The sequence below is a fragment of the Hymenobacter daecheongensis DSM 21074 genome, assembly GCF_900141805.1.
GTDB classification, from domain to species: domain Bacteria; phylum Bacteroidota; class Bacteroidia; order Cytophagales; family Hymenobacteraceae; genus Hymenobacter; species Hymenobacter daecheongensis.
In genome coordinates this window covers 201,810-221,255 of sequence record NZ_FQYN01000002.1, presented here as the reverse complement: position 1 = coordinate 221,255, position 19,446 = coordinate 201,810, and the positions used below count along the sequence as shown (strand labels likewise).

General features: G+C 64.4%; 15 protein-coding genes and 1 riboswitch. Of the genes, 11 read left to right on the top strand and 4 right to left on the bottom strand.

Annotated elements, in window-relative coordinates; all coding sequences use genetic code 11:
* Positions 1 to 92: 92 nt before the first annotated feature.
* The 5 genes from BUB62_RS03835 to BUB62_RS03815 all read left to right on the top strand — a co-directional run bounded on the left by BUB62_RS03835 (position 93) and on the right by BUB62_RS03815 (position 7,636).
* Positions 93 to 1,187: a DivIVA domain-containing protein gene (locus tag BUB62_RS03835; protein ID WP_073106417.1), complete on the top strand. Its 1,095-nt coding sequence runs from the start codon at positions 93 to 95 to the stop codon at positions 1,185 to 1,187.
* A gap of 237 nt (positions 1,188 to 1,424) precedes the next feature.
* Complete coding sequence (gene folB / locus BUB62_RS03830) at positions 1,425 to 1,793, top strand: dihydroneopterin aldolase (RefSeq protein ID WP_073106416.1); 369 nt, start codon at positions 1,425 to 1,427, stop codon at positions 1,791 to 1,793.
* Between the two features lie 156 nt (positions 1,794 to 1,949).
* Complete coding sequence (locus BUB62_RS03825; protein WP_073107280.1) at positions 1,950 to 2,372, top strand: BlaI/MecI/CopY family transcriptional regulator; 423 nt, start codon at positions 1,950 to 1,952, stop codon at positions 2,370 to 2,372.
* Positions 2,359 to 4,938, top strand: a complete 2,580-nt coding sequence (locus BUB62_RS03820) for a M56 family metallopeptidase (RefSeq protein WP_084538808.1) — start codon at positions 2,359 to 2,361, stop codon at positions 4,936 to 4,938. The genes BUB62_RS03825 and BUB62_RS03820 overlap by 14 nt, the downstream gene beginning before the upstream one ends.
* A gap of 172 nt (positions 4,939 to 5,110) precedes the next feature.
* The gene (locus BUB62_RS03815) at positions 5,111 to 7,636 is read left to right on the top strand and encodes a DUF5916 domain-containing protein (protein WP_159437401.1); all 2,526 of its coding nucleotides are present in this window, start codon (positions 5,111 to 5,113) and stop codon (positions 7,634 to 7,636) included.
* Between the two features lie 94 nt (positions 7,637 to 7,730).
* Here BUB62_RS03815 and meaB read toward each other — a convergent pair whose 3' ends face one another.
* Positions 7,731 to 8,708, bottom strand: a complete 978-nt coding sequence (gene meaB, locus BUB62_RS03810; RefSeq protein WP_073106409.1) for a methylmalonyl Co-A mutase-associated GTPase MeaB — start codon at positions 8,706 to 8,708, stop codon at positions 7,731 to 7,733.
* 133 nt (positions 8,709 to 8,841) lie between these two features.
* On the opposite strand from meaB, the gene BUB62_RS03805 reads away from it, so the two are divergent.
* Complete coding sequence (locus tag BUB62_RS03805; protein WP_073106407.1) at positions 8,842 to 10,239, top strand: DUF5723 family protein; 1,398 nt, start codon at positions 8,842 to 8,844, stop codon at positions 10,237 to 10,239.
* 217 nt (positions 10,240 to 10,456) lie between these two features.
* On the opposite strand, the gene BUB62_RS03800 is transcribed toward BUB62_RS03805, so the two are convergent.
* The 3 genes from BUB62_RS03800 to BUB62_RS03790 form a co-directional block, all read right to left on the bottom strand.
* Positions 10,457 to 11,563, bottom strand: a complete 1,107-nt coding sequence (locus tag BUB62_RS03800; protein WP_073106405.1) for a TolB family protein — start codon at positions 11,561 to 11,563, stop codon at positions 10,457 to 10,459.
* Positions 11,564 to 11,665: 102 nt separating this feature from the next.
* Entirely contained in the window at positions 11,666 to 12,181 is a 516-nt protein-coding gene (locus BUB62_RS03795; protein ID WP_159437400.1) for an NUDIX hydrolase, read from the bottom strand.
* A gap of 133 nt (positions 12,182 to 12,314) precedes the next feature.
* Positions 12,315 to 13,028: a L,D-transpeptidase family protein gene (locus BUB62_RS03790; RefSeq protein ID WP_143164015.1), complete on the bottom strand. Its 714-nt coding sequence runs from the start codon at positions 13,026 to 13,028 to the stop codon at positions 12,315 to 12,317.
* Positions 13,029 to 13,195: 167 nt separating this feature from the next.
* Here BUB62_RS03790 and BUB62_RS03785 point away from each other — a divergent pair, with 167 nt between their 5' ends.
* The 5 genes from BUB62_RS03785 (at position 13,196) to BUB62_RS03765 (ending at position 19,403) form a co-directional block, all read left to right on the top strand.
* Positions 13,196 to 14,359, top strand: coding sequence for an NAD(P)/FAD-dependent oxidoreductase (locus tag BUB62_RS03785; RefSeq protein WP_073106401.1), 1,164 nt, complete (start codon positions 13,196 to 13,198; stop codon positions 14,357 to 14,359).
* Positions 14,360 to 14,464: 105 nt separating this feature from the next.
* Positions 14,465 to 15,349 carry a glycerophosphodiester phosphodiesterase gene (locus BUB62_RS03780; protein ID WP_073106400.1) on the top strand — a complete coding sequence of 295 codons (885 nt, stop codon included), beginning with the start codon at positions 14,465 to 14,467 and terminating at the stop codon, positions 15,347 to 15,349.
* Between the two features lie 54 nt (positions 15,350 to 15,403).
* Positions 15,404 to 15,477: riboswitch (Fluoride riboswitch) on the top strand.
* A 46-nt stretch (positions 15,478 to 15,523) separates the two neighbouring features.
* Positions 15,524 to 16,819 carry a chloride channel protein gene (locus BUB62_RS03775; protein ID WP_234988623.1) on the top strand — a complete coding sequence of 432 codons (1,296 nt, stop codon included), beginning with the start codon at positions 15,524 to 15,526 and terminating at the stop codon, positions 16,817 to 16,819.
* 239 nt (positions 16,820 to 17,058) lie between these two features.
* Positions 17,059 to 18,738 (top strand): T9SS type A sorting domain-containing protein, encoded by a 1,680-nt coding sequence (locus BUB62_RS03770; protein WP_143164014.1) that lies wholly within the window; start codon positions 17,059 to 17,061, stop codon positions 18,736 to 18,738.
* A gap of 179 nt (positions 18,739 to 18,917) precedes the next feature.
* The gene (locus tag BUB62_RS03765) at positions 18,918 to 19,403 is read left to right on the top strand and encodes an ankyrin repeat domain-containing protein (RefSeq protein ID WP_073106395.1); all 486 of its coding nucleotides are present in this window, start codon (positions 18,918 to 18,920) and stop codon (positions 19,401 to 19,403) included.
* Positions 19,404 to 19,446 lie beyond the last annotated feature (43 nt).

Genomic DNA, 19,446 nt, shown 5'->3' with positions numbered 1-19,446 from the left:
TGGTTTTGCGCATCGCTTGTTATTGTTGATCGAAAAGGAAGTTTGCCGGCCCGGTTACTTGCTCATTGTTCATTGCTCATTGCTCATTGGAAATGAAGATTACCGCCCTCGATATTCGGCAGAAAACCTTTGAAAAAGCCTTTCGTGGGCTCAACAAGGAAGAAGTAGAAGCCTTTCTGGTCACGCTTTCGCAGCAGTGGGAGCGAATGGGCGACGAAAACCGCGAGCTGCGCCTCAAGCTCGACCATGCCACCCAGGAGGTGAGCAAGATGCGCGAGGTGGAAACCAGCCTCTACCGCACCCTCAAAACGGCCGAAGACACCGGCAACAGCATCACCGAGCAGGCCCAGCGCGAGTCAGAGTTGCGTATTCGCGAAGCCCAGCTCAAGGCCGAGCAGCTCTTGTCGGATGCCCGGCAGAAGGCCCGTTCGGTGGTAGATGAGGCCTACAAGCAGGCCGAAAAAACCATTGCCGAGATGCAGACCGAGGTGAATGGGCTGGGCCAGCAGTGCCAGGGCCTCGAAAACCAGCTCGAAGGCCTCGTGCGCGACCTGCAGCGCCTGGCCGCCGATTCGCTCGACAAAGTGGAGAAGGTGAAAGCCCGGCCGAAAGCGTCCATTGCGGCCATCCTTTCGCGAGCGGCCAGCGTAAAGGTGAATCGACCCGATCCTTCACCCGAAAACGATTCTGCCATGTTCGTGAGCACCGCTTCCACTTCTTCCGCCGCGGCCGTGGCCGGCGCATCGGCGGCCGCCATCGGCGATACGGCTCCTGAGCAGCCGCGCCAGCCCATTGGCCCGCAGCCCGGCAGCTACAACCCCAAGCCCGGCCAGCAGCCCGATCCGCACCCGGAGCCGCAGCCCGGTGAGCAGCCTGAGCGCCACCCCGAGCCCCAGCCCGGCGAGCAGCCCAACCGGCATAATCCTGGTCCCGACATTCGCCCCACGCCCGCGCCCCGCGAAAACCCCGGCATTGCCGATCCGGAGCGGGTGCGCCAGCCTGGGCCGGCCGTGGTGCCCAACCCGGTGGAGCCGCACATTGAACCCACCCGCCCCGATATTCAGCCCGTCGGCCCCGGCCAGCCCGAAATCATGCCGCCGTCGCCGCCCACGCACCCCGGCATGGCCGCCGCTGCTCCGGTTGCAGCCCCGGCCCCTGCGGAAAAGTCTTTTTTCGACGAAATTTAGACCACGGATTTGTCCGAATTTTTCGGATTACACGGATTTTGTAGACGTGAGCAAACCTGCCTTTCGGGGCAGGTTTTCTTTTAAGCGGCTTTTCGGGATAGGGTAAGCAGGCCTTTTGAAAAAGCCGCCGCGCTGCGCCTAGTCCGTGGATTGGCAGGGCGCAATCTGTATCAACACATCACCCCACCAGCACATCAAAATCACATTAGCACATCAAAAAATCAACACATCAGCAGAATGGGGCAGATTGCACTGGAAGGAATGGAGTTTTTCGCGTTTCACGGCTACTACGACGAGGAGCAGAAAATCGGGAATAAGTACGGCGTCGACCTGTATATCAGCACCGATCTGCACGCGGCGGGCACGTCGGATAAGCTGCAGGAAACGGTGAACTACGAGGTGCTCTACCGCGTGGTGGCGGAGGAAATGCTAGCCCCGGCGCGGCTGCTGGAGCACCTGGGCCACCGCGTGCTGGACCGCATCCTGACCGAGTTTCCGCATGTGCATTCGGTGAAAGTGTGCGTGTCGAAGTTCAATCCGCCGTTGGGCGGTATCTGCCGGCGGGCCCGCATCACGCTGAAGCGCAAGCGCGGTTTGCAACCATAAGCAAATTGCTATGTCTTTTGAAAACCAGTCGGATAGGGCTGGTTTTTTGCTTTAGGAGAATTTATACGAAAATATTCGTAGCTAATCCTTGACTCTACGATTTGTTTCGTATATGTTTGATGTACGAAATGTGTCGTACCAAAAACAGCCTTGAAAATGAGTAAGTCCCCATTGCCCAAGCCCACCGAATCGGAGCTGGAGATACTGCAGGTGCTCTGGCGACAGGGCCCCGCCACGGTGCGCGCCGTGAACGACGAGCTGAGCCGCAAGCGCGACATCGGCTACACTACCACGCTGAAGCTGCTCCAGCTGATGCTCGACAAAGGCCTCGTGCTGCGCGACGACGACAGCCGCACCCACGTGTACCGCGCCGCCGTGCGCGAGGAAGAAACGCAGGGCGTGCTGCTCGACCGGTTTGTGGAGGCCGCCTTCGGGGGCTCGGCTATGAAGCTGGTGATGCAGGCCCTCGGCAACCGCCGCACCTCGAAAGAAGAGCTGCAGCAGATCCGCACGCTGCTCAACGACATGGAAAATCAGAAAGTCGACACCACAAAAGACGCTACCGATGAACTGGCTTGAAAACGCACTTTCTCCCGCGCTGGTGCGGGCTCTGGGTTGGACCATCGTGCATTCGCTGTGGCAGGGCGCGGTAGTGGGGCTGGCCCTGGTGGGGCTGCTGCTGGTGTTGCGCCGCCACTCGGCGCAGGTGCGCTACAACGTGGCCTGCGTGGCGCTGGCTACCATGCTGGGCCTGGCCCTGGCCACGTTTGTACGGCACTACGCCATTGCCCTGAACACTACCGACGCGGTAGCCATGAGCACCGCGCCGGTTAATGCGGCAGTCACTACGGTGGTTTCTACTGATTTTCTGCAGCATAGCGCTGCCCCGGCTGAAGCCGTAGCTGCGGCCGGCGTGCCGGCCTGGCTGGCCTATTTCGACCATAATCTGCCCCTGATTGTGGCGGCGTGGCTGTTGGGGCTGCTGGCCATGACGCTGCGCCTGCTGGGCGGGCTGGCTTATGTGCAGCGCCTGCGCCACTACCGCGTGCAGCCGCTGGCGGCCCACTGGAGTGAGCGGCTGGCGGTGCTGGCCGCCAAGGCCGGGCTGAAAAAAAGCATTACGCTGCTGGAGTCGGCGCTGGTGAAGGCGCCGCTGGTGGCGGGCCACCTGAAGCCTGTGATTCTGCTGCCGCTGGGCACGGTGCTGGGCCTCGCGCCGGCGCAGCTGGAAGCCATTCTGGCCCACGAGCTGGCCCACATTGCCCGCCGCGACTACCTGATGAACATTCTGCAGTCGGTGGCCGAGATTCTGTTTTTCTACCACCCGGCGGCCTGGTTTATCACGGCCTGCCTGCGCACGGAGCGCGAAAACTGCTGCGACGACGAGGCTACCGCCATCTGCGGCGACCCGCTCACGCTGGCCCGCGCCCTGGCCGCGCTGGCCGAAATGGGCCACGACGTGATGCCGGTACCGCAGCTGGCGCTGTCGGCGGTGGGGCCTGATGGCTCGCTGCTGGGCCGCATCCGGCGGCTGGTACAGCGCCGCGCGGCTCCTACCTTCTCGGAGGGTGTGATGGCGGCGCTGGTGGTGATGGGCGGCCTGGTGCTGCTGGGCCTCACGGCGGCCGTCTCGATGGCCAGCCCGCGGCCCTGGGCCGATAAGGCCAAGGCGCTGGCCGGCCTGGTAGCCGGGCCCGACAATGCCGCCTGGCTGCACAGCCTGACCGCCATGCACCAGGATACGCTGCCGCCGCTGCCGGCCCTCGATCCGGCCCTGGATTCGGCTTTGTGCCTCACGCAGGACGACGATGGCGACAAGGACAAGAAAAAGAGCAAGCGCAAAACCAAGGACGGCGACCGGCATGTGGTAATTATGCGCAATGAGCAGGTGCAGCGCCCTGACTGGCGCGACGACGGCCAGACCGTGATTGTGAAGCGCGACAAGAAGGGGCGGGCCACGGAGATAGTAGTGGATGGCCGCCGCATCGACCTGCAGGCTGAAAACAAGAAGGTGAAAGGCGGCAGCACCGAAATCATTCGGCTGCCCGAGCCAGGCCGCGCCGACCGCCGGTGGAGCAGCCGCGGCGACGATTTTGCCTTCAACTTCAAGGAGGGCTCCGAAACCTACGGAATGACCTTCAAGGACAAAGAGGCGCTGCGCATGGCTTTTCCCGGCTTTCGGATGAATCTGAACCTGGATACCGAACGGGTGCGGGCCAACGCCCAGCGGGCGGCGGGCAAAACTTCGGTGACGCGCGACGGTAAGCGCGTGGAAATCCGCAATGGCAAGCACGTGCAGATCATCGATACCGACAAGCTTCAGGAAGAAGCGCTGCGCGATGCCGAGCACGATCTGCGCGATGCTATTCGGGATGAAACGAATGAGAAAGTGCGCGAACAGCTCGATGAGCAGCTCGACCGCCTGCAGGAGCAGCGCGAAGAGCTGCGCAATCAGCAGCTGGAGCGCCGGCTGGAGCGCGAACAGGAGCAGCGCGACCGGGCGCAGGAGCTACGCGACCGGCAGCAGGAACAGCGCGACCGGGCCCAGGAGCAGCGTGACCGCGCCCAGGAACAGCGCGACCGGCAGCAGGAGCAGCGCGAACAGACCGAAGCCGCCATGGTGCGCGAGCTGCGGGCCGATGGCCTGATTGCGGACCCCGATAACTACCAATTCAGCCTGAGTGCCAAAAGCATGGTAGTGAACGGCAAAACCCAGTCTGCCGCCAAGCGCGACAAATACCTGAGCCTGCTACAGGACCAGTCCGGCCGCAAGCTGGCCCCAGGCAGCAGCTACATCGTGACCCGCAATACCGACAGCAGCACCAGCACCATTTCCGGCCCGCGGCCGCCGCGCCCGCCGCGGGCTCCCCGCGTCACGCCTGCCACACCGCCCACGCCACCCACGCCACCTATGGCTCCGGCCGCGCCCCGCAAGCCCGCCCTCGACTCGAATGAGATTGGGGCCCAGCTGCGCCGCGATGGTCTGATCGGCAAAGACGATCAATCCTACCAATTGCAGCTTAACCAGGCGAGTATGAGCGTGAACGGGCAGAAACAGCCGGATGAGGTGGCGAAAAAATACCGGGAGCTGCTTAACCACACCAACGACAAGAGCTTCAACATCAATATCTCCGTCTCGGAGTGAAAACCAGAGCAGAAAGGCGGCTTGCGCAGAGCAGGCCGCCTTTTTTTTGACTGGTCAGTCCGTTCTGAGCAACCATTCGCGGGTTCAGGCCATCTGTTTAACTGTCTGCCTCATGTTTTCCTCATCATATTTTATGCGCTTACGGGTACTATTCTTCTGTTTTTTCTGCCTGTTGGCCATTGCCGCCCGTGCTCAGAACGCCCCCGCCCGACCTGATTCGACCAAAGGCGCTACGGCCGCGCCCAAGCGGCAGCTCACCGCCCTGCGCATCACTCAGCCCATCAAGCTCGATGCCCAGCTCGACGAGCCGATGTGGCGCGAGGCGGCCCTGGCTACCGATTTCATTCAGAACCGGCCCAACCCCGGCCCGCACGAGAAGCACCCCACCGAGGTGCGTATTCTCTACGACGATGCCAACCTCTACATTGGGGCGGTGATGCACGACGTGAGCCCCGACTCAATACTGCGCGAGCTGACCCCGCGCGATGAGTTCGGCAACACCGACTTTATTGGGGTCTTTCTCGATACGTATCAGGATAAACTCAATGGATACGGGTTTTTCGTGACCACAGGAGGCGTGCAGCTGGATGCCCGCTACTCGCCGGCTAGTGGCGAGGATTTCAACTGGAACGCCGTCTGGGATTCGCGCACCGCCATTCGGGGCAATGACTGGGTGGCCGAAATCCGGATTCCGTACTCGGCCATTCGTTTCAGCAGCCTACCCGAGCAGCAGTGGGGGCTGAACTTCATGCGCCAGCGCAAAAAGGAGAATCAGGCCTTTTTCTGGAATGAGGTGCGGCCCCAGGTGGATGGGTTTGTGAACCAGTGGGGCACGCTCCAGGGCGTGCGCGACGTGAAGCCGCCGCTGCGCCTGTCGCTCACGCCCTACGTTTCCAGCTACGTGAATCATAACCCGCTGAACGCGGAAGGCACGCGCCGCACCACCACCTCCTTCAACGGCGGGGCCGATGTGAAATGGGGCCTCAACGAGAGCTTCACCCTGGATGCCACGCTGGTGCCCGATTTCGGGCAGGTGCAGAGCGACAACCAAGTGCTGAATCTGTCGCCTTTTGAGGTGCAATTCAACGAGAACCGGCAGTTCTTCACCGAAGGCACCGAGCTGTTTACCAAAGGCAACCTGTTCTATTCGCGCCGGGTGGGCGCTACGCCCATCGGCTTCTACGACGTGGCCGTGGGCGACAAGGAAAAGCTGGTGCGCAACCCCACCGAAACGCGCCTGCTGAATGCCACTAAAGTGTCGGGCCGCACCAGCAAGGGGCTGGGGGTTGGGGTGTTCAATGCGCTGAGCAACAATGTGTATGCCACCGTGCGCAACACCGAATCGGGGGCGGAGCGGGAGGTGCTTACGCAGCCGTTCAGCAACTACAGCATCGTGGTGCTGGATCAGAGCCTGAAGAACAACTCCTACGTGTCGCTCATTAACACCAACGTGACGCGGGCTGGCCGCACCTACGATGCCAACGTGACGGGCGGCCTGTTCCGCTTCGCCGACAAGAAAAACCGCTACGCCATCAGCGGGCAAGCCAACTACTCGCGGCGGCGCGGCAACATCTTCAACTCAGAAGCGCAGATCGACAACCGCGACGGCTACAAGTACAACCTGGACGTGAGCAAAATCAGCGGCAATTTCACCTACGGCGCGTTCCACGGCATCGAGTCCAACACCTACGACCCTAACGACCTGGGCATTCTGTTCAGCAACAACTCCATCTCGCAGGGCGTGTATGGCAACTACAACATCTTCAAGCCTTTCTGGAAGGTAAACCGGTTCAACAGCTACTTTGGCCTGAACCACAACCTGCTCTACCAGCCCACCATTTTTCAGAATGTGAGCTTCTACAGCGGCTTCAATACGACGTTCACTAAAAACTTCCTGAGCACGGGCCTCAACCTGAATATCAACCCGCGCAACCGCGACTATTTTGAGCCCCGCAAAGAGCCGCTGGGCCGCTACTACGTGCTGGTGCCGGGCAGCTTCGGCGTGGGCGGCTACATCAGCACTGATTACCGAAAAAAGCTGGCGCTGGACCTGAACGGCGGCATCCGGCCTTACGCCCTCGACGCGCGCCTACCCGAGCGGCCGCGCCGCATGGGCTACGATTTTTCCGTCTCGCCGCGCTACCGCGTCAACAACAAGCTGAACTTCCGCTACTCCATCGACTGGAGCCTGCGCCAGAATCAGATTGGCTTCGTGAATGGCGGTCTTAACAGCCGCGAGCCGCTGGATACGGCCGTTATCCGGCTGCGGGGTGAGGATGTGCTGCTGGGCCGGCGGCAGGTGGTCACGGTGAGCAATGTGCTGTCGGCGGCCTACACGTTCACCAACCGGATGTCGCTGACTGTGCGTACGCGCCACTATACCAGCACCGTGCGCTACCAGGACTTTGCCCTGCTGCGCCCCGGCGGCACCGAAGAGCCCGTGGACTACCGTCGCAACCGCGCCAACACCTACAACGCTTTCAACATCGATGCCGTGTATTCGTGGTGGTTTGCGCCCGGCTCGCAGGTGAGCATCGTGTGGAAAAACGCCGGCACCAACTTCCTGCAGGCCAACGAAGCCACCCCGCTTTACTTCGAAAACCTGAACAACACCATCAACACGCCGCACAACAACAACGTGAGCATCAAAATCCTGTATTTCCTCGATTACCTGGCAATCCGGCCTAAACGGGGGTAGTAACGCGGAAATCCGTTCCGCGACGAGCAAAGCGAGTATAGTCGGCTGCCTTACGTCGGAACTCGCTTCGCTCGTCGCGGAACGGATTTCCGCGCTACAGCCCTAATAGCTCCGCTGCCGCCCCGAAGGCTGACTTGCGCCCGGCCATCACCTGCTGCTGCACGGCGGCCAGCTGCCGGGCCACTTCGGGGCGGGCATAAAACTGCGCTTCCAGGCCCTGCCGGATGGTTTCGCGGAGCCAGTGCAGGTTTTGCTCCTGCCGCCGCTGGCCGAAATAGCCGCTGGCCTGCGTCTGCTGTACATACTGCTCCACCACCTGCCACACTTCCGGCACACCCGCGCCCGTGAGGGCCGAGCTGACCGTGACCTGCGGGCTCCAGCCGCTGGGGGCCAGCGGAAACAGGTGCAGGGCATTCTGATACTCTCGGCGGGCCAACTTGGCGGCGGTTTCGTTGCCGCCGTCGGCTTTGGTGATGGTCACGGCATCGGCCATTTCCATGATGCCTTTCTTGATGCCCTGTAGCTCGTCGCCGGCCCCGGCCAGCATCAGCAATAGGAAAAAATCGACCATGCCATGCACGGCGGTTTCGCTCTGGCCTACGCCCACGGTTTCCACAAAAATCACGTCGAAGCCGGCAGCTTCGCACAGCATCAGGGCCTCGCGGGTGCTGCGCGTCACGCCGCCCAGGCTGCCCCCGGCGGGGGAGGGGCGGATGTAAGCCTGCGGGTGCGCGGCCAATTGGTTCATCCGGGTTTTATCGCCCAGAATGCTGCCGCCGCCGCGCTGGCTGCTGGGGTCGATGGCCAGCACCGCCAGCTTTTTGCCTTGCTCATTCACCAAATGCAGGCCCAGGGCCTCAATAAAGGTGCTTTTGCCCACGCCCGGCACGCCCGTGATGCCCACGCGCACCGAGCGGCCCGCGTGGGGCAGCACCGCATCCAGCACATGCTGGGCCAGTACTTGGTCAGCAGGCAACGTACTTTCCACCAGCGTAATAGCCTGACTCAGGCGCACCCGGTTGCCGCTCAGAAGGCCGTCGGAATACTCGGAAGCGGAAAAGCGGCGGGCCATGCGGGCGGGGTGAGGAGAAAGCGAGATAAATCGGCGAGCGGGGGCAAATTGGCCGTGCAAACTACCTCATAATAGTACATTTGAAAAACCGTTGTCTTTTACGCCTCGCCTCTTGCCTCCACTACTACCCGCTATGCCCCGCCTTCTCAAACGCTCCCTGCTCGCTGCCCTGCTGGCTTTGCCTGGCTTCGGTTGGGCGCAAAACGAGCTGAGCAACTTCACTGCCACCGGCCGCGGCGGCGTTTCCACCACCTTCGCCACCGACTACCAGGCCATCGGCATCAATCCCGGCAATCTGGGGCGCGTGGGCGGAGCGCGGTTTGCCTTCACCATCGGCGAGTTTGGGGCGGGCCTGGGGTCGCAGTCGCTCACGCGCACGCAGCTGCGGAAGTTCATCTACCAGGCCAACGACAAGCTTACCCTCGCCGACAAGCAGGTGCTGGCCCGCCAGTTTACTTCTAATAATGCCCTGAACCTGAACGTGGACGCTACCTCGCTGGCCGTGTCGTTGGCGGTGCCGGGCGTGGGCAGCGTGGCCATCAGCAACCGGCAGCGCATTTCAAGCCACGTAGGGCTGAATAAAAACGCGGCTGAAATAGCCTTTCTGGGCAAAGACGCGCCCATTTTTCAGAATTATAACATCCAGACCGCTCCGCTGCTCTCAGAAGCCCTGGCTGGCACCGAGCTGCAGATGGCGTGGCTGAACGAGTTCAACCTGGCCCTCGGCACCCGGCTCATCGACCTGCCGCTGGTGCAGCTTTCGGCTGGAGCCGGCTACCGCTACATTCAGGGCGTGGGCATCGTGGATCTGCGCGTGAGCGGCGGCAAGGTGGAGGCCTACGGCTCCATGTCGCCGCTGTTCAAGATTGACTACGGCAGCCTGGCTACCAATCCGTCGTTCAACCTGCGTCAGCGGGCCAGGGGCCTGCAGCCCGTAGGCGAGGGCCACGGCTTTGATCTGGGCCTGGCGCTGGAAGCCGGCAAAAAGCTGCGCCTGGGCGCGGCCGTCACCGATCTGGGCCACATGACCTGGGAAGGCAACCTGGTGACGGCCAGCGACCAGAAGCTCAAGCGTCTGCGCTCCACCGGCATCAGCAGCTACGATTTTTTCCAGGAAGCCGCCCAGATTTTTTCGGCCGGCTCCGACAGCCTGTTTCAGTACCAGCCCAGCCAGACGCGCCGTGCCGCGCTGCCGGCCAAATTCCGGGCCGGCGCGGGCCTGCGCATCAGCGAATACTTCGAAACCGGCCTCGACGTGACCCTACCCCTGAACAAAGTAGCAGGCAACATTCCTGCTCCCTTCGTTGGCCTGGGCGTCGATTACAAGCCCATACGCTGGCTGCGGCTCAGCAGCGGCCTCTCGACCGGCGCGGGCTACAGCCTGAGCGTGCCGCTGGGCCTCACGCTCACCAGCAGCATCTACGAAGCCGGCATCAGCACCCGCGACGTGGCCGGCCTGCTGACGAAGGAGAATCCGTACCTGTCGGTGGCGGCGGGTTTTCTGCGGTTTAAGTTTGGGAAGGAGCAGTAGGCACGCCTCACCCCCGGCCCCTCTCCTAAGGGAGAGGGGAGCCGAATGGCGCGAATTATGCGAGAGCCGACGCCCCCGCCCCAAATGCGTATTTGCAGTGATACTCCAGAACACAAAAGCCACCTGCTGCGAAGCAGGTGGCTTTTGTCCGTTAGCGCCATCAGGCTCCCCTCTCCTCGGGAGAGGGGCCTGAGGTGAGGCGTGCGGGGGCTAAGCACTACCGCGCGAAAATCGGAAGGCCCAGCTTGCTGCGGCGGCCGCCCAGCTTCAGGCCGTCGTCCACGTATTTGCAGGCCAGGCCGGCGGCGTTGGGGTTTTGGATAACGCCCAGGAACGGGTTGTCTTCGCGGGCTACGTAGATGCGGCCGTCGTTGCCGAGCTGCAGGGAGCCGATTTTGCGGTTGGCGGAGGTGCCGATTTTCACGGCCGCGGGCTTTTTCGGGGTCAGGTCAAACTGCCAGATTTCGGCCTGGCCGCCGCCTTTGCCGTTGCAGGTGCCATATACCTTGGTGCCGTCGGGTGAAAACTCCACGCCGTAGGCTTCCTCATAAGTGCCGAAGGATGTCGGGTTGCTGACCTTGCCGGTGGCCGCGTCGAAGTCGAATACCTCGAACTTGTTGCTTTCACGCCAGATGGAGGTAGCCAGCTTGCGGCCGTCGGGCGAGAATTTGATGGTGCCGATGGCATTGCGGCCGGGACCGGCGTTCATGCTGCCCACGTTGCTGAGCACGGGCTTGGTTTCCACGCCGTCGGCCGTCACGAGGTAGGCCACGAAGGCGTTGGAGTTCCAGCGGTGCCCGATAACCCAGATGTCGCGGCCGTTTTTGTGCTTTACGGCGGCCAGCTTTTCCGCCACCGGCGTAATGAGCAGCATATTGGCCCGCGGCACGTCGCCGAAGCCACCCTCGCGGGTCATGTCCACCACCGAGTAGCGCATGCCGTTGCTGGTGCCCTGGGGCGCGGTGGTGAAGATATAGAACACGTTGCCGCTGCCGGGGTCGGGCACGATGAGGGCGCTCTGGGCGCTTGATTTGCTGCCCATCAGCCCCTTGCCGTTCAGCATCACCTCGTGCTTGCGGTTGTACACCAGCTCGCCGTTAGTATAAAACAAGAGCTGGCCCTGCTTATTGGTAGCCACCGCCGAGCCTTCGTAGGTGCTCATCTTGCCATCGAGCAGGGGCGTGGGGGCCGCGGTGCCCTCGAAGCGCAGGCCGGCCTGGCCGCCAAAATACCAGATGGATTGTTCGGGAGCCTGGGCCTGGGCGGCGGCGGGCCGCAGGCAGCAGGCCAGGAGCAGAGCGCCGAAGAAAGAAAGTCGTTGCATAGCGAAGAAAGCCGGTGGGGAAAGGGGCAAGCTACCACCGGGTGCGCGTTCCAAACGCAATTTCGTGCCAGAATGATGTGTGCGCCTATAACTACAGTGTGCTCACACCGCCCACTCGCCTGCCAGCAGGCGGGGCACCAGGGGCCGCAGAATCCGGTAGCTGGCCCCCCACAGCGGGTGCGGCCCCACCCGCCAGAACGACACCAGCGCCGGCCGGGGCCACTCGGGCAGCTGCCATTCTTCCTGCGCGTGGGTGGCCGGGTCGGCGAGGTGGCGCAGGCTCACCTCCAGCACTTCCACAATTTCGGGCTGCTGAACCTGCCACGTTGGCGGCGGCACCACGCGGGCCAGAAACGGGGTGATGCGGAAGCCCGTGGTGAATGTTTCGATGACGGGCAGCGCGGCCAGTACGGCAATGCTTTCCGGCCCCAGCCCCACTTCCTCCCGCGTTTCGCGCAGGGCCGTGGCCAGCAAGGAGGCATCTTCAGGGTCGCGCTTGCCACCGGGAAACGCCAGCTGCCCGCCATGCACGCCCCGCTCGCCGCGGCGCACCAGCAGCACCCGCAACTCCCCGGCCGCATCCCGAAATACCGGCACTATCACCGCCGACTCACGCACTTTTTTTGAATTATGAATTCTGAATGTTGAATTATGAATTGGGACTCCGGCGGGCGGCAACGCTCTGCGCTCCTCTGCGCCAACCTCTGGGTGCCTCCGCGGGAAACGTCGCCTGGAAACATCGCCTGGAAATTCAATACGCATCCCCCAAAGATCCGGCTTTCAATCCTTCTTCAAACTCCGCATACACTGGCTGCAGGCTCCGCCAAAACGCGTAGTGCCGGTGCTGCCGGTAGCGGGCCAGCATTTCCTCATTCAGCTCGAAGGGGAAGATATGCACCGGAATGTCCAGCTGCCCGGCCGTGCGAGCTTCTACCAACAGCACGTACAATTCCTCAATCAGCGCATCGGTGAGGGGCAGGCAGCCGATGCTGACGTTGGAGCCGTGCAGGAAAATGTCGCCGCCGGGTTTCGGGTTGCCCAGCGCGCGGTCGGCGGCGTTGGGGTAGTCGAGGCCCAGCGAGAGGTGATAGAGGCTGTTGGGGTGGAAACGGTTGATGTGGTACACGCCCTCGGGCACCTGCCCGTCGCCCTCCTGCCGCTTGGGGCCCAGTGCGCCCGAGCAGGCCGCAATGCGGTACGTGCGCAGCGGCTGAAACCCGGCCTCGCCCTGGTTGCGGCCCCACACTTCCACCCGCCGGCCTATCTTAAACGCCCGGATAAACACCTCCAGCCGGCCCGGCTCGATGTGGTGCTGGCTGAGCAGCTGCCGCAGCGCCGGCCACTGCCGCGCATAGGCCGCCCGCACCCGCGGATGCTGCAATTGTTCGTCCCGGAAAGTAGGAGTTGCCGGCCGCGCAGCGCATACGACCAAGGCCAGCGTCAGCGCCAGCAGGGCTTTTTTCATCGGATAAATTGGTAGGAATGAGGGCCGCATTGGCTGCCGATGCCTGACTAAACGGCGCCGCTCCCGAATATTGTATAAGCCAGTTATTAGCCGGCCATTGCTTTTTCGCAACGCCAAACCTGCCCGCCGCTCTTACCTTTGATTCCGACCACCTTACCCCGCCGCCCGTGCCCGATGCTGCCCGCCACCACTACGACGTTATCCTGATTGGGGCCGGTCCGGCGGGCGCGGCCTGCGCGCTGGCCCTGCGCCACAGCGGCCTGCGCGTGGCCCTGCTTGATAAGGCCCGGTTTCCGCGCGATAAAGTCTGCGGCGATGCCATTCCCGGCCCGGCCCTGAAAGCGCTACGCAAGCTCTCCGAAGACTTTTACCAGGAGCTGCGCACCCGCACGCCCCGCGCCGACACCCAGACCAGCCGCCTGGTAGCGCCCGATGGCGGCGAGGCCCGCGTGCAGTGGCAGCTGCCCACGTTTAGCAGCCCGCGTCTGCACTTCGACCACCACCTGCTGAACCTGGTGCGCCGCCACACCAGCACCGAAATCCGCGAAAATTACGCCGTGCGTGACGTGCAGACCGACGCCCACTGCGCCACCGTCTTTCCCGCCGATGGCAGCCCGCCCCTCACCGCCGCCCTGGTGCTGGGCTGCGACGGGGCCAACTCCGTGGTGGCCCGCAAGCTGCTCCCGCGCCCCCTCGACCGCCGCTACCACTGCGCCGCCGTGCGCGCCTACTACCGCGGCATCAGCGGCACCAACGAGCAAACCACCGAGTTCTTCTTCCTGAAGGAACACCTGGCCGGCTACCTCTGGATCTTCCCCGTCGGCCCCGACGGCACCTGCAACGTGGGCTTCGGCATGGTCTCGGATCAGATTGCGGCCGGGCAGGTGAACCTGAAGGAAACCATGCAGGAAGTGCTGCGCCAGCACCCCGCGCTGGCCCCGCGCTTCGCCCAGGCCGAGCAGCTCACGCCCATCGTGGGCTTCGGGCTGCCGCTGGGCGGCACGCCGCGCCCCAGCACGGGGCCGCGCTTCCTGCTCTGCGGCGACGCGGCTTCCCTCATCGACCCGCTGCAGGGCCACGGCATCGATACGGCCATCGAAAGCGGTGTTCTGGCCGCCGCGCAGGTGCAGCGCTGCTTCGCCCAGCAGGATTTCAGCGCCGCTTTCCTGCAGCAATACGAGCGGGAAGTGGAGGAGAAAATCGGCCGCAAGCTCACGCGCAGCTACCGCCTGATGCGCTTTTTCGCCGATAAGCCCTGGGTGGTGAATGCCGGCTTCCGCGTGGCCCGCCAGCCGCTGGTGAAAAAGTGGATGCTGAAACTGGTAGGGTAGGGGCGCGTCCGCGCCACTGAATGATGCACTGCCCAATCGAACAGCAAGTGCCGCCCCGGCGTATGCCCACGCACTGCCGGGTACTGTGTCCGGCCAATCCGTTGCATGATCAAACGCCTTCTTCCGCTCCTCGCGGCCCTGCTTCTGACCACCGCCGCATTGGCTCAATCCAACTCCCTGCGCCGTGAACCGGGCCAGATGGTGGTCGTCGGCCATGCCGGCTCGGGCTTCTTCCGGCCGCTGAATACCTTCAACCCGCTGCCGCCAAGCAGCCTGCGCAGCGAGTTGAAAGCCCTGCAGGATGGTGCGGAAGGCCTGGAAGTGGACATCCAGCTCAGCCAGGACAGCGTGCCGGTGCTCTACCACGACGTGACGCTGAGCTCGATGACGCGCACCGGCCGGGGCTGCACCAGCGAGCAGCCGGCCGCCGCGCTGGTGCAGCTGCGCTACCGCGGCGGCTGGCCCTACGACTGGTTTCAGCGCGAGCGAATTATCACCTTCGATACGCTGCTGGCCCGCCTCGCCCGCCGGCCCGAATTTCCCTACCTGCACCTCGATCTGCACGAAGACCTGCCCTGCCTGAGTCCGGTGCAGGCCCAGGCCAGCTCGGCCGCCCTGGCCCGGCAGCTGGTGCGCCTGCTGCAGCGCTACCGCGTGCCGCCCGGGCGGGTACTGTTCGTGACTGACCAGGTGGCCACCCTGCAGCGAGTGCGCCGTTTGTGGCCCGCCGCGCTCCAGGGCTACGAAATCACCCATGATTTTGCCGCCAACCTCCGCAAAGCCCAGGCCCTGAACGTGGAGGCCGTAGTGCTCAGCGAAGACCTTACCACCGCCGCCAACACCGCCCAGGCCCACGCCGCCGGGCTGGCCGTGGTGGCTTTCGGGGGCCGCTCCACCAAGCGCATCACCGAGCTGGTGCAGGCCAACCCGGATGCCTACGAGGTAGATAATGTGGCCAAGCTGCGGCGCGTGCTGGGGCGCAGCCGGTAGCGGGGGCGCAGCCAAAGCCACAGCCGAAACCGGGGCATCCTTCCTATCTTCGGTCCTGCTTACGGTGATGGATTTCCACCGCGAACCGCCGGTGCCCCGCGCCCCGCGCTGATGATTCCTACGCAACGGACGGCCACGCGGGCCGCGCCGGGTATTCATCATGTTGCTTCCTTTGTGGCCCCTCTTTCTGCCTTCTTCCGTCAGCTGCCTGCCTGCCTAAAGGCCCACGACGCGCCCGCCAACCTGTTTTTTCTGCTGCGCTGGCTGCTGCTTAGCATCTTGGTCGGCGCCTTGGCCGGCACGGCTTCCGCCCTGTTTCTGGTGTCGTTGGATTGGGTCACGCGCTGGCGCGAGCTGCACCCTTGGGTGCTGGGGCTGCTGCCCGTGGCGGGCTTTGTTATCGGGGCGGCCTACCACTATTTCGGCGGGGCGGCTGGGCGCGGCAACAACCTGCTGCTCGACGAGATTCATGCGCCCCGCGCCCCCGTTCCGCTGCGCCTGGTGCCGCTGGTGCTGGGCGGCACGCTGCTCACCCACCTGGTGGGCGGCTCGGCCGGCCGTGAGGGCACCGCCGTGCAGATGGGCGGCGCCCTGGCCGATCAGCTCACCCGTTTGCTTGGCCTGCGCCCCCGCGACCGGCGCCTGCTGCTCATCGCGGGCATCAGCGCCGGGTTTGCCTCCGTGTTCGGCACGCCGCTGGCCGGCGCGGTATTCGGGCTGGAAGTGTTTCTGCTGGGCACCATCCGCTACGATGCGCTGGTGCCCGCCTTCCTGGCCGCCGTCAGCGCCGACTTCGTGACGCGGGCCTGGGGCGTGGGGCACACGGCGTATCCGCAGCTGGCGGCGGTGCCGCTCACGCCGCTGGGACTGGGCTGCGTGCTGCTGGCGGGGGCGCTGTTTGGCCTCACGGCCCGCGGCTTTGCGGGGCTCACGCACTGGTTCAGCCGGCAGTTTGCCTGTCTGGCTTATGCGCCGCTGCGGCCGGTGGCGGGGGGCTTGCTGCTGCTGGGTGTGGTGGCGGCACTGGGCACCACGCGCTACGTGGGCCTGGGCATTCCCGTCATTCTGGAAGCGTTTCAGCACCCGCTGGCGGCCCCGGATTTTGCCTGGAAGCTGCTCCTGACGGCCCTCACGCTGGGGTGCGGCTTTCGGGGGGGCGAGGTGACGCCGCTGTTTTTTATCGGGGCGGCGCTGGGCTCGGCGCTGGCGCTGGTGCTGCCGCTGCCGGTGGCGCTGCTGGCGGCCATGGGCTTTGTGGGCGTGTTGGCGGGCGCGGCCAACACGCCGCTGGCCTGCACGCTGCTGGGTCTGGAGCTGTTCGGCACGCAGGCGGCCATCTACCTGGGACTAGCCTGCGTGGTGGCCTACCTGTTTTCCGGGCACCGGGGCATCTATTCGGCCCAGCTGATCGGGCAGGCCAAGCACCCGCGCTTCGGCCGCCAGCAGGGCCGCCGGCTGGGGGAGCTGTAAGACTTCGAGTCAGCCGGTGAGCGCCCCGGCAATAGCAGGCCGCGGAGAAGGTTGCAGGAGCTATGCAACCTTCTTGGTAGTACCCTTCTCCTGAGAGTGATTTGAAACCGCCATGCGGTCATCTTGCGCTCCTCGATGGCCGGCCGTCGCCGCAGAATACACTGTGCCGATTCTGCTTGCCGGACAGTGACGCTGACGTACTTTCGCTTCTGTATTAACCCAACCCATACCCCATTCGCATGCCTACTTCTATTCCCTCGTTCTTGTCCCGTCTGACATTGTTGGCGGTTCTGGGCTTCCCGGCCCTCACTGCCCAGGCGCAGGTTGCTGCGCCCACCTGGGCCTCGGTCACCCGCGCCATCAGTGCCGGCCCGCCCAGCGGCAGCCAGGGCTCCCAGGCCAGCAAGGTGGCCGTGGCCGCCGATGGCAGCCATATCGTGAGCGGTTTCTTCGATGGCACGCTTACGCTCAACGCTACCACCAGCTTCACGGCCGGTACCAATGATGCGGGCTTCTTTGTGGCCCGCTACAACGCCGACGGCACGCTGGCCTGGGCCCGCCACGCCCTGACCAGCTCACACGACGAATCCAACGTGCTGACTACCGTAGATGCCGCCGGCAACGTGTACCTGGCCGGCTACTTTGGCCAGTACCTCACTCTGGGCACCACTTCCCTCTCCACGGCAGCCGGCCAGACCGATTCGTTCGTGGCTAAGTATGACCCCCAGGGGAACCTGCTCTGGGCCCGCCGAGGCGAGGCATCGGCCAGTGCCTACTGCACCGGCGTGGCCGCCGATGCGGCCGGCAACGTGTACCTCACCGGGGACTACAGCGGCACGCTGGCCTTCGGCAGTACCACTACCCTGAACAGCACCAACTCGGCCAGCGACATTTTCCTGTGCAAAATCAGCCCCGCCGGCACGGCTGTCTGGCTGCGCTCGGCGGGCTCGGCCTCGCTGGACTACGGCGGCGGTCTGGCTGCCGACGCGGCCGGCAACACCTACCTGACCGGCTCGGTATCGCTGGCGGCCACCTTCGGCACCCAGACGCTGCCCACGGTCGGGGGCGAGGAAGATCTGTTTGTGGCTAAATACGATACCCAAGGCAATGCCCTCTGGGCCCGGCGTTCCGGCGGCTCCGATTCGGAGCGCGGCGCGGCCGTAGCCGTGGATGCCGCCGGCCGGGTGGCCGTGACCGGCTACGCTGACTACCGGGACGTGAACGGCAGCGAAGTCAGCGCCATCTACGTGGCAGCCTATGCGCCCGACGGCACGCGCCGCTGGGAGCGCAAGGTGCAGCCCGCGCCGCTTGACGCCTATTCCGGCTACGACGTGGCTTACGACAACCGCGGCGGCCTCTACCTGACTGGCCCGTTCCAGGGCTCCGTCACGTTTGGCAGCACGGTGCTCACCAGTCCTGGTGCCGCGCTGTACGTGGTGCGCTACGACCAGGCCGGCAACGTAGTGTGGGCCGGAGCCGCCGGTGGTAGCTCCGCCATCTCCGGGGCCGCCGTAAGCACCAGCCTGGCCACCGATGCCCAGGGCAACGCCTACGTTGCCGGAGGGGCCTTCGGCTCCGTGCGGTTTGGCTCGCTGACGAGCCAAGATCCTGGTATCAGCTTCTTTGTCGCCAAGCTCAATGCTGGCGGCCTCATCACCGGCAGCCGCCCGGCACAGGCCCCCCTGGCCCTGGCGGTGTATCCTAACCCGGCCACGGAGCAGACCATGCTGCTGCTGCCCGCCGGCGGCGGCCACCTGGTGCTGACCGACGCGCTGGGCCGCACCGTGCGGGAGCAGGCGCTGCCCACTGCCGCCGGCCCTTGCCCGGTGGCGCTGCGCGGCCTGGCCCCCGGCCTCTACGCCCTGCGTGCCACGCTGGCCGGCGGCACGGTAGCTACGGCCCGACTCACAGTGCGTTAGGCCTTGCCCGCTGCCTGATGAGCGTAAAAGCCGGCCCCACCGCGTGCGGGGCCGGCTTTTTGCTGGCGCCTGCCCATCCATTTCGGGCTGCTGACCGTAGGGAAAAGGCCCGGCTGGCTGCCTTCGGGCCGCACCGGCTTGCTGGCTGCCTATTCTCTTTTACTTGCTTCCCACTTCCCATGTCCTTCACTTCCAACCGCCCCGAAGACCTGCTTATTGATGCCGCCCGCCGCGGCGATGTGGCCACGCTGCAACAGCTCATCGACGAGAAAATAGACCTGAACCTGCAGAATGGCAAGGGCTTTACGGCCCTTATCGTGGCGGCCTACGACGACCAGCGCGAGGCCACCCGGCTGCTGCTCGAAGCCGGGGCCGACCCCAACGTGCAGGATGCCAGCGGCAACTCGGCCCTGATGGGCGTCTCGTTCAAGGGCTACCCCGAAGTGGCCCGCCTGCTCATCCAGCACGGTGCCGATCTGAACCAGCAAAACGGCAACGGCGGCACCGCCCTCATGTTTGCCACCCTCTTCGGCCGCCACAACATGGTGCCCGTGCTGCTCGAAGCCGGCGCCGACACCACCCTGCGCGATGTGCGCGGCCTCACGGCCCGCGACCTGGCCCTGCAGCAAGGCAACGACGTGGCCCTGGAGCTGCTGCCCCAGTAGCCCGCCACCCGCGCCCCAACACCACAACGCCCCGACCTGCAGC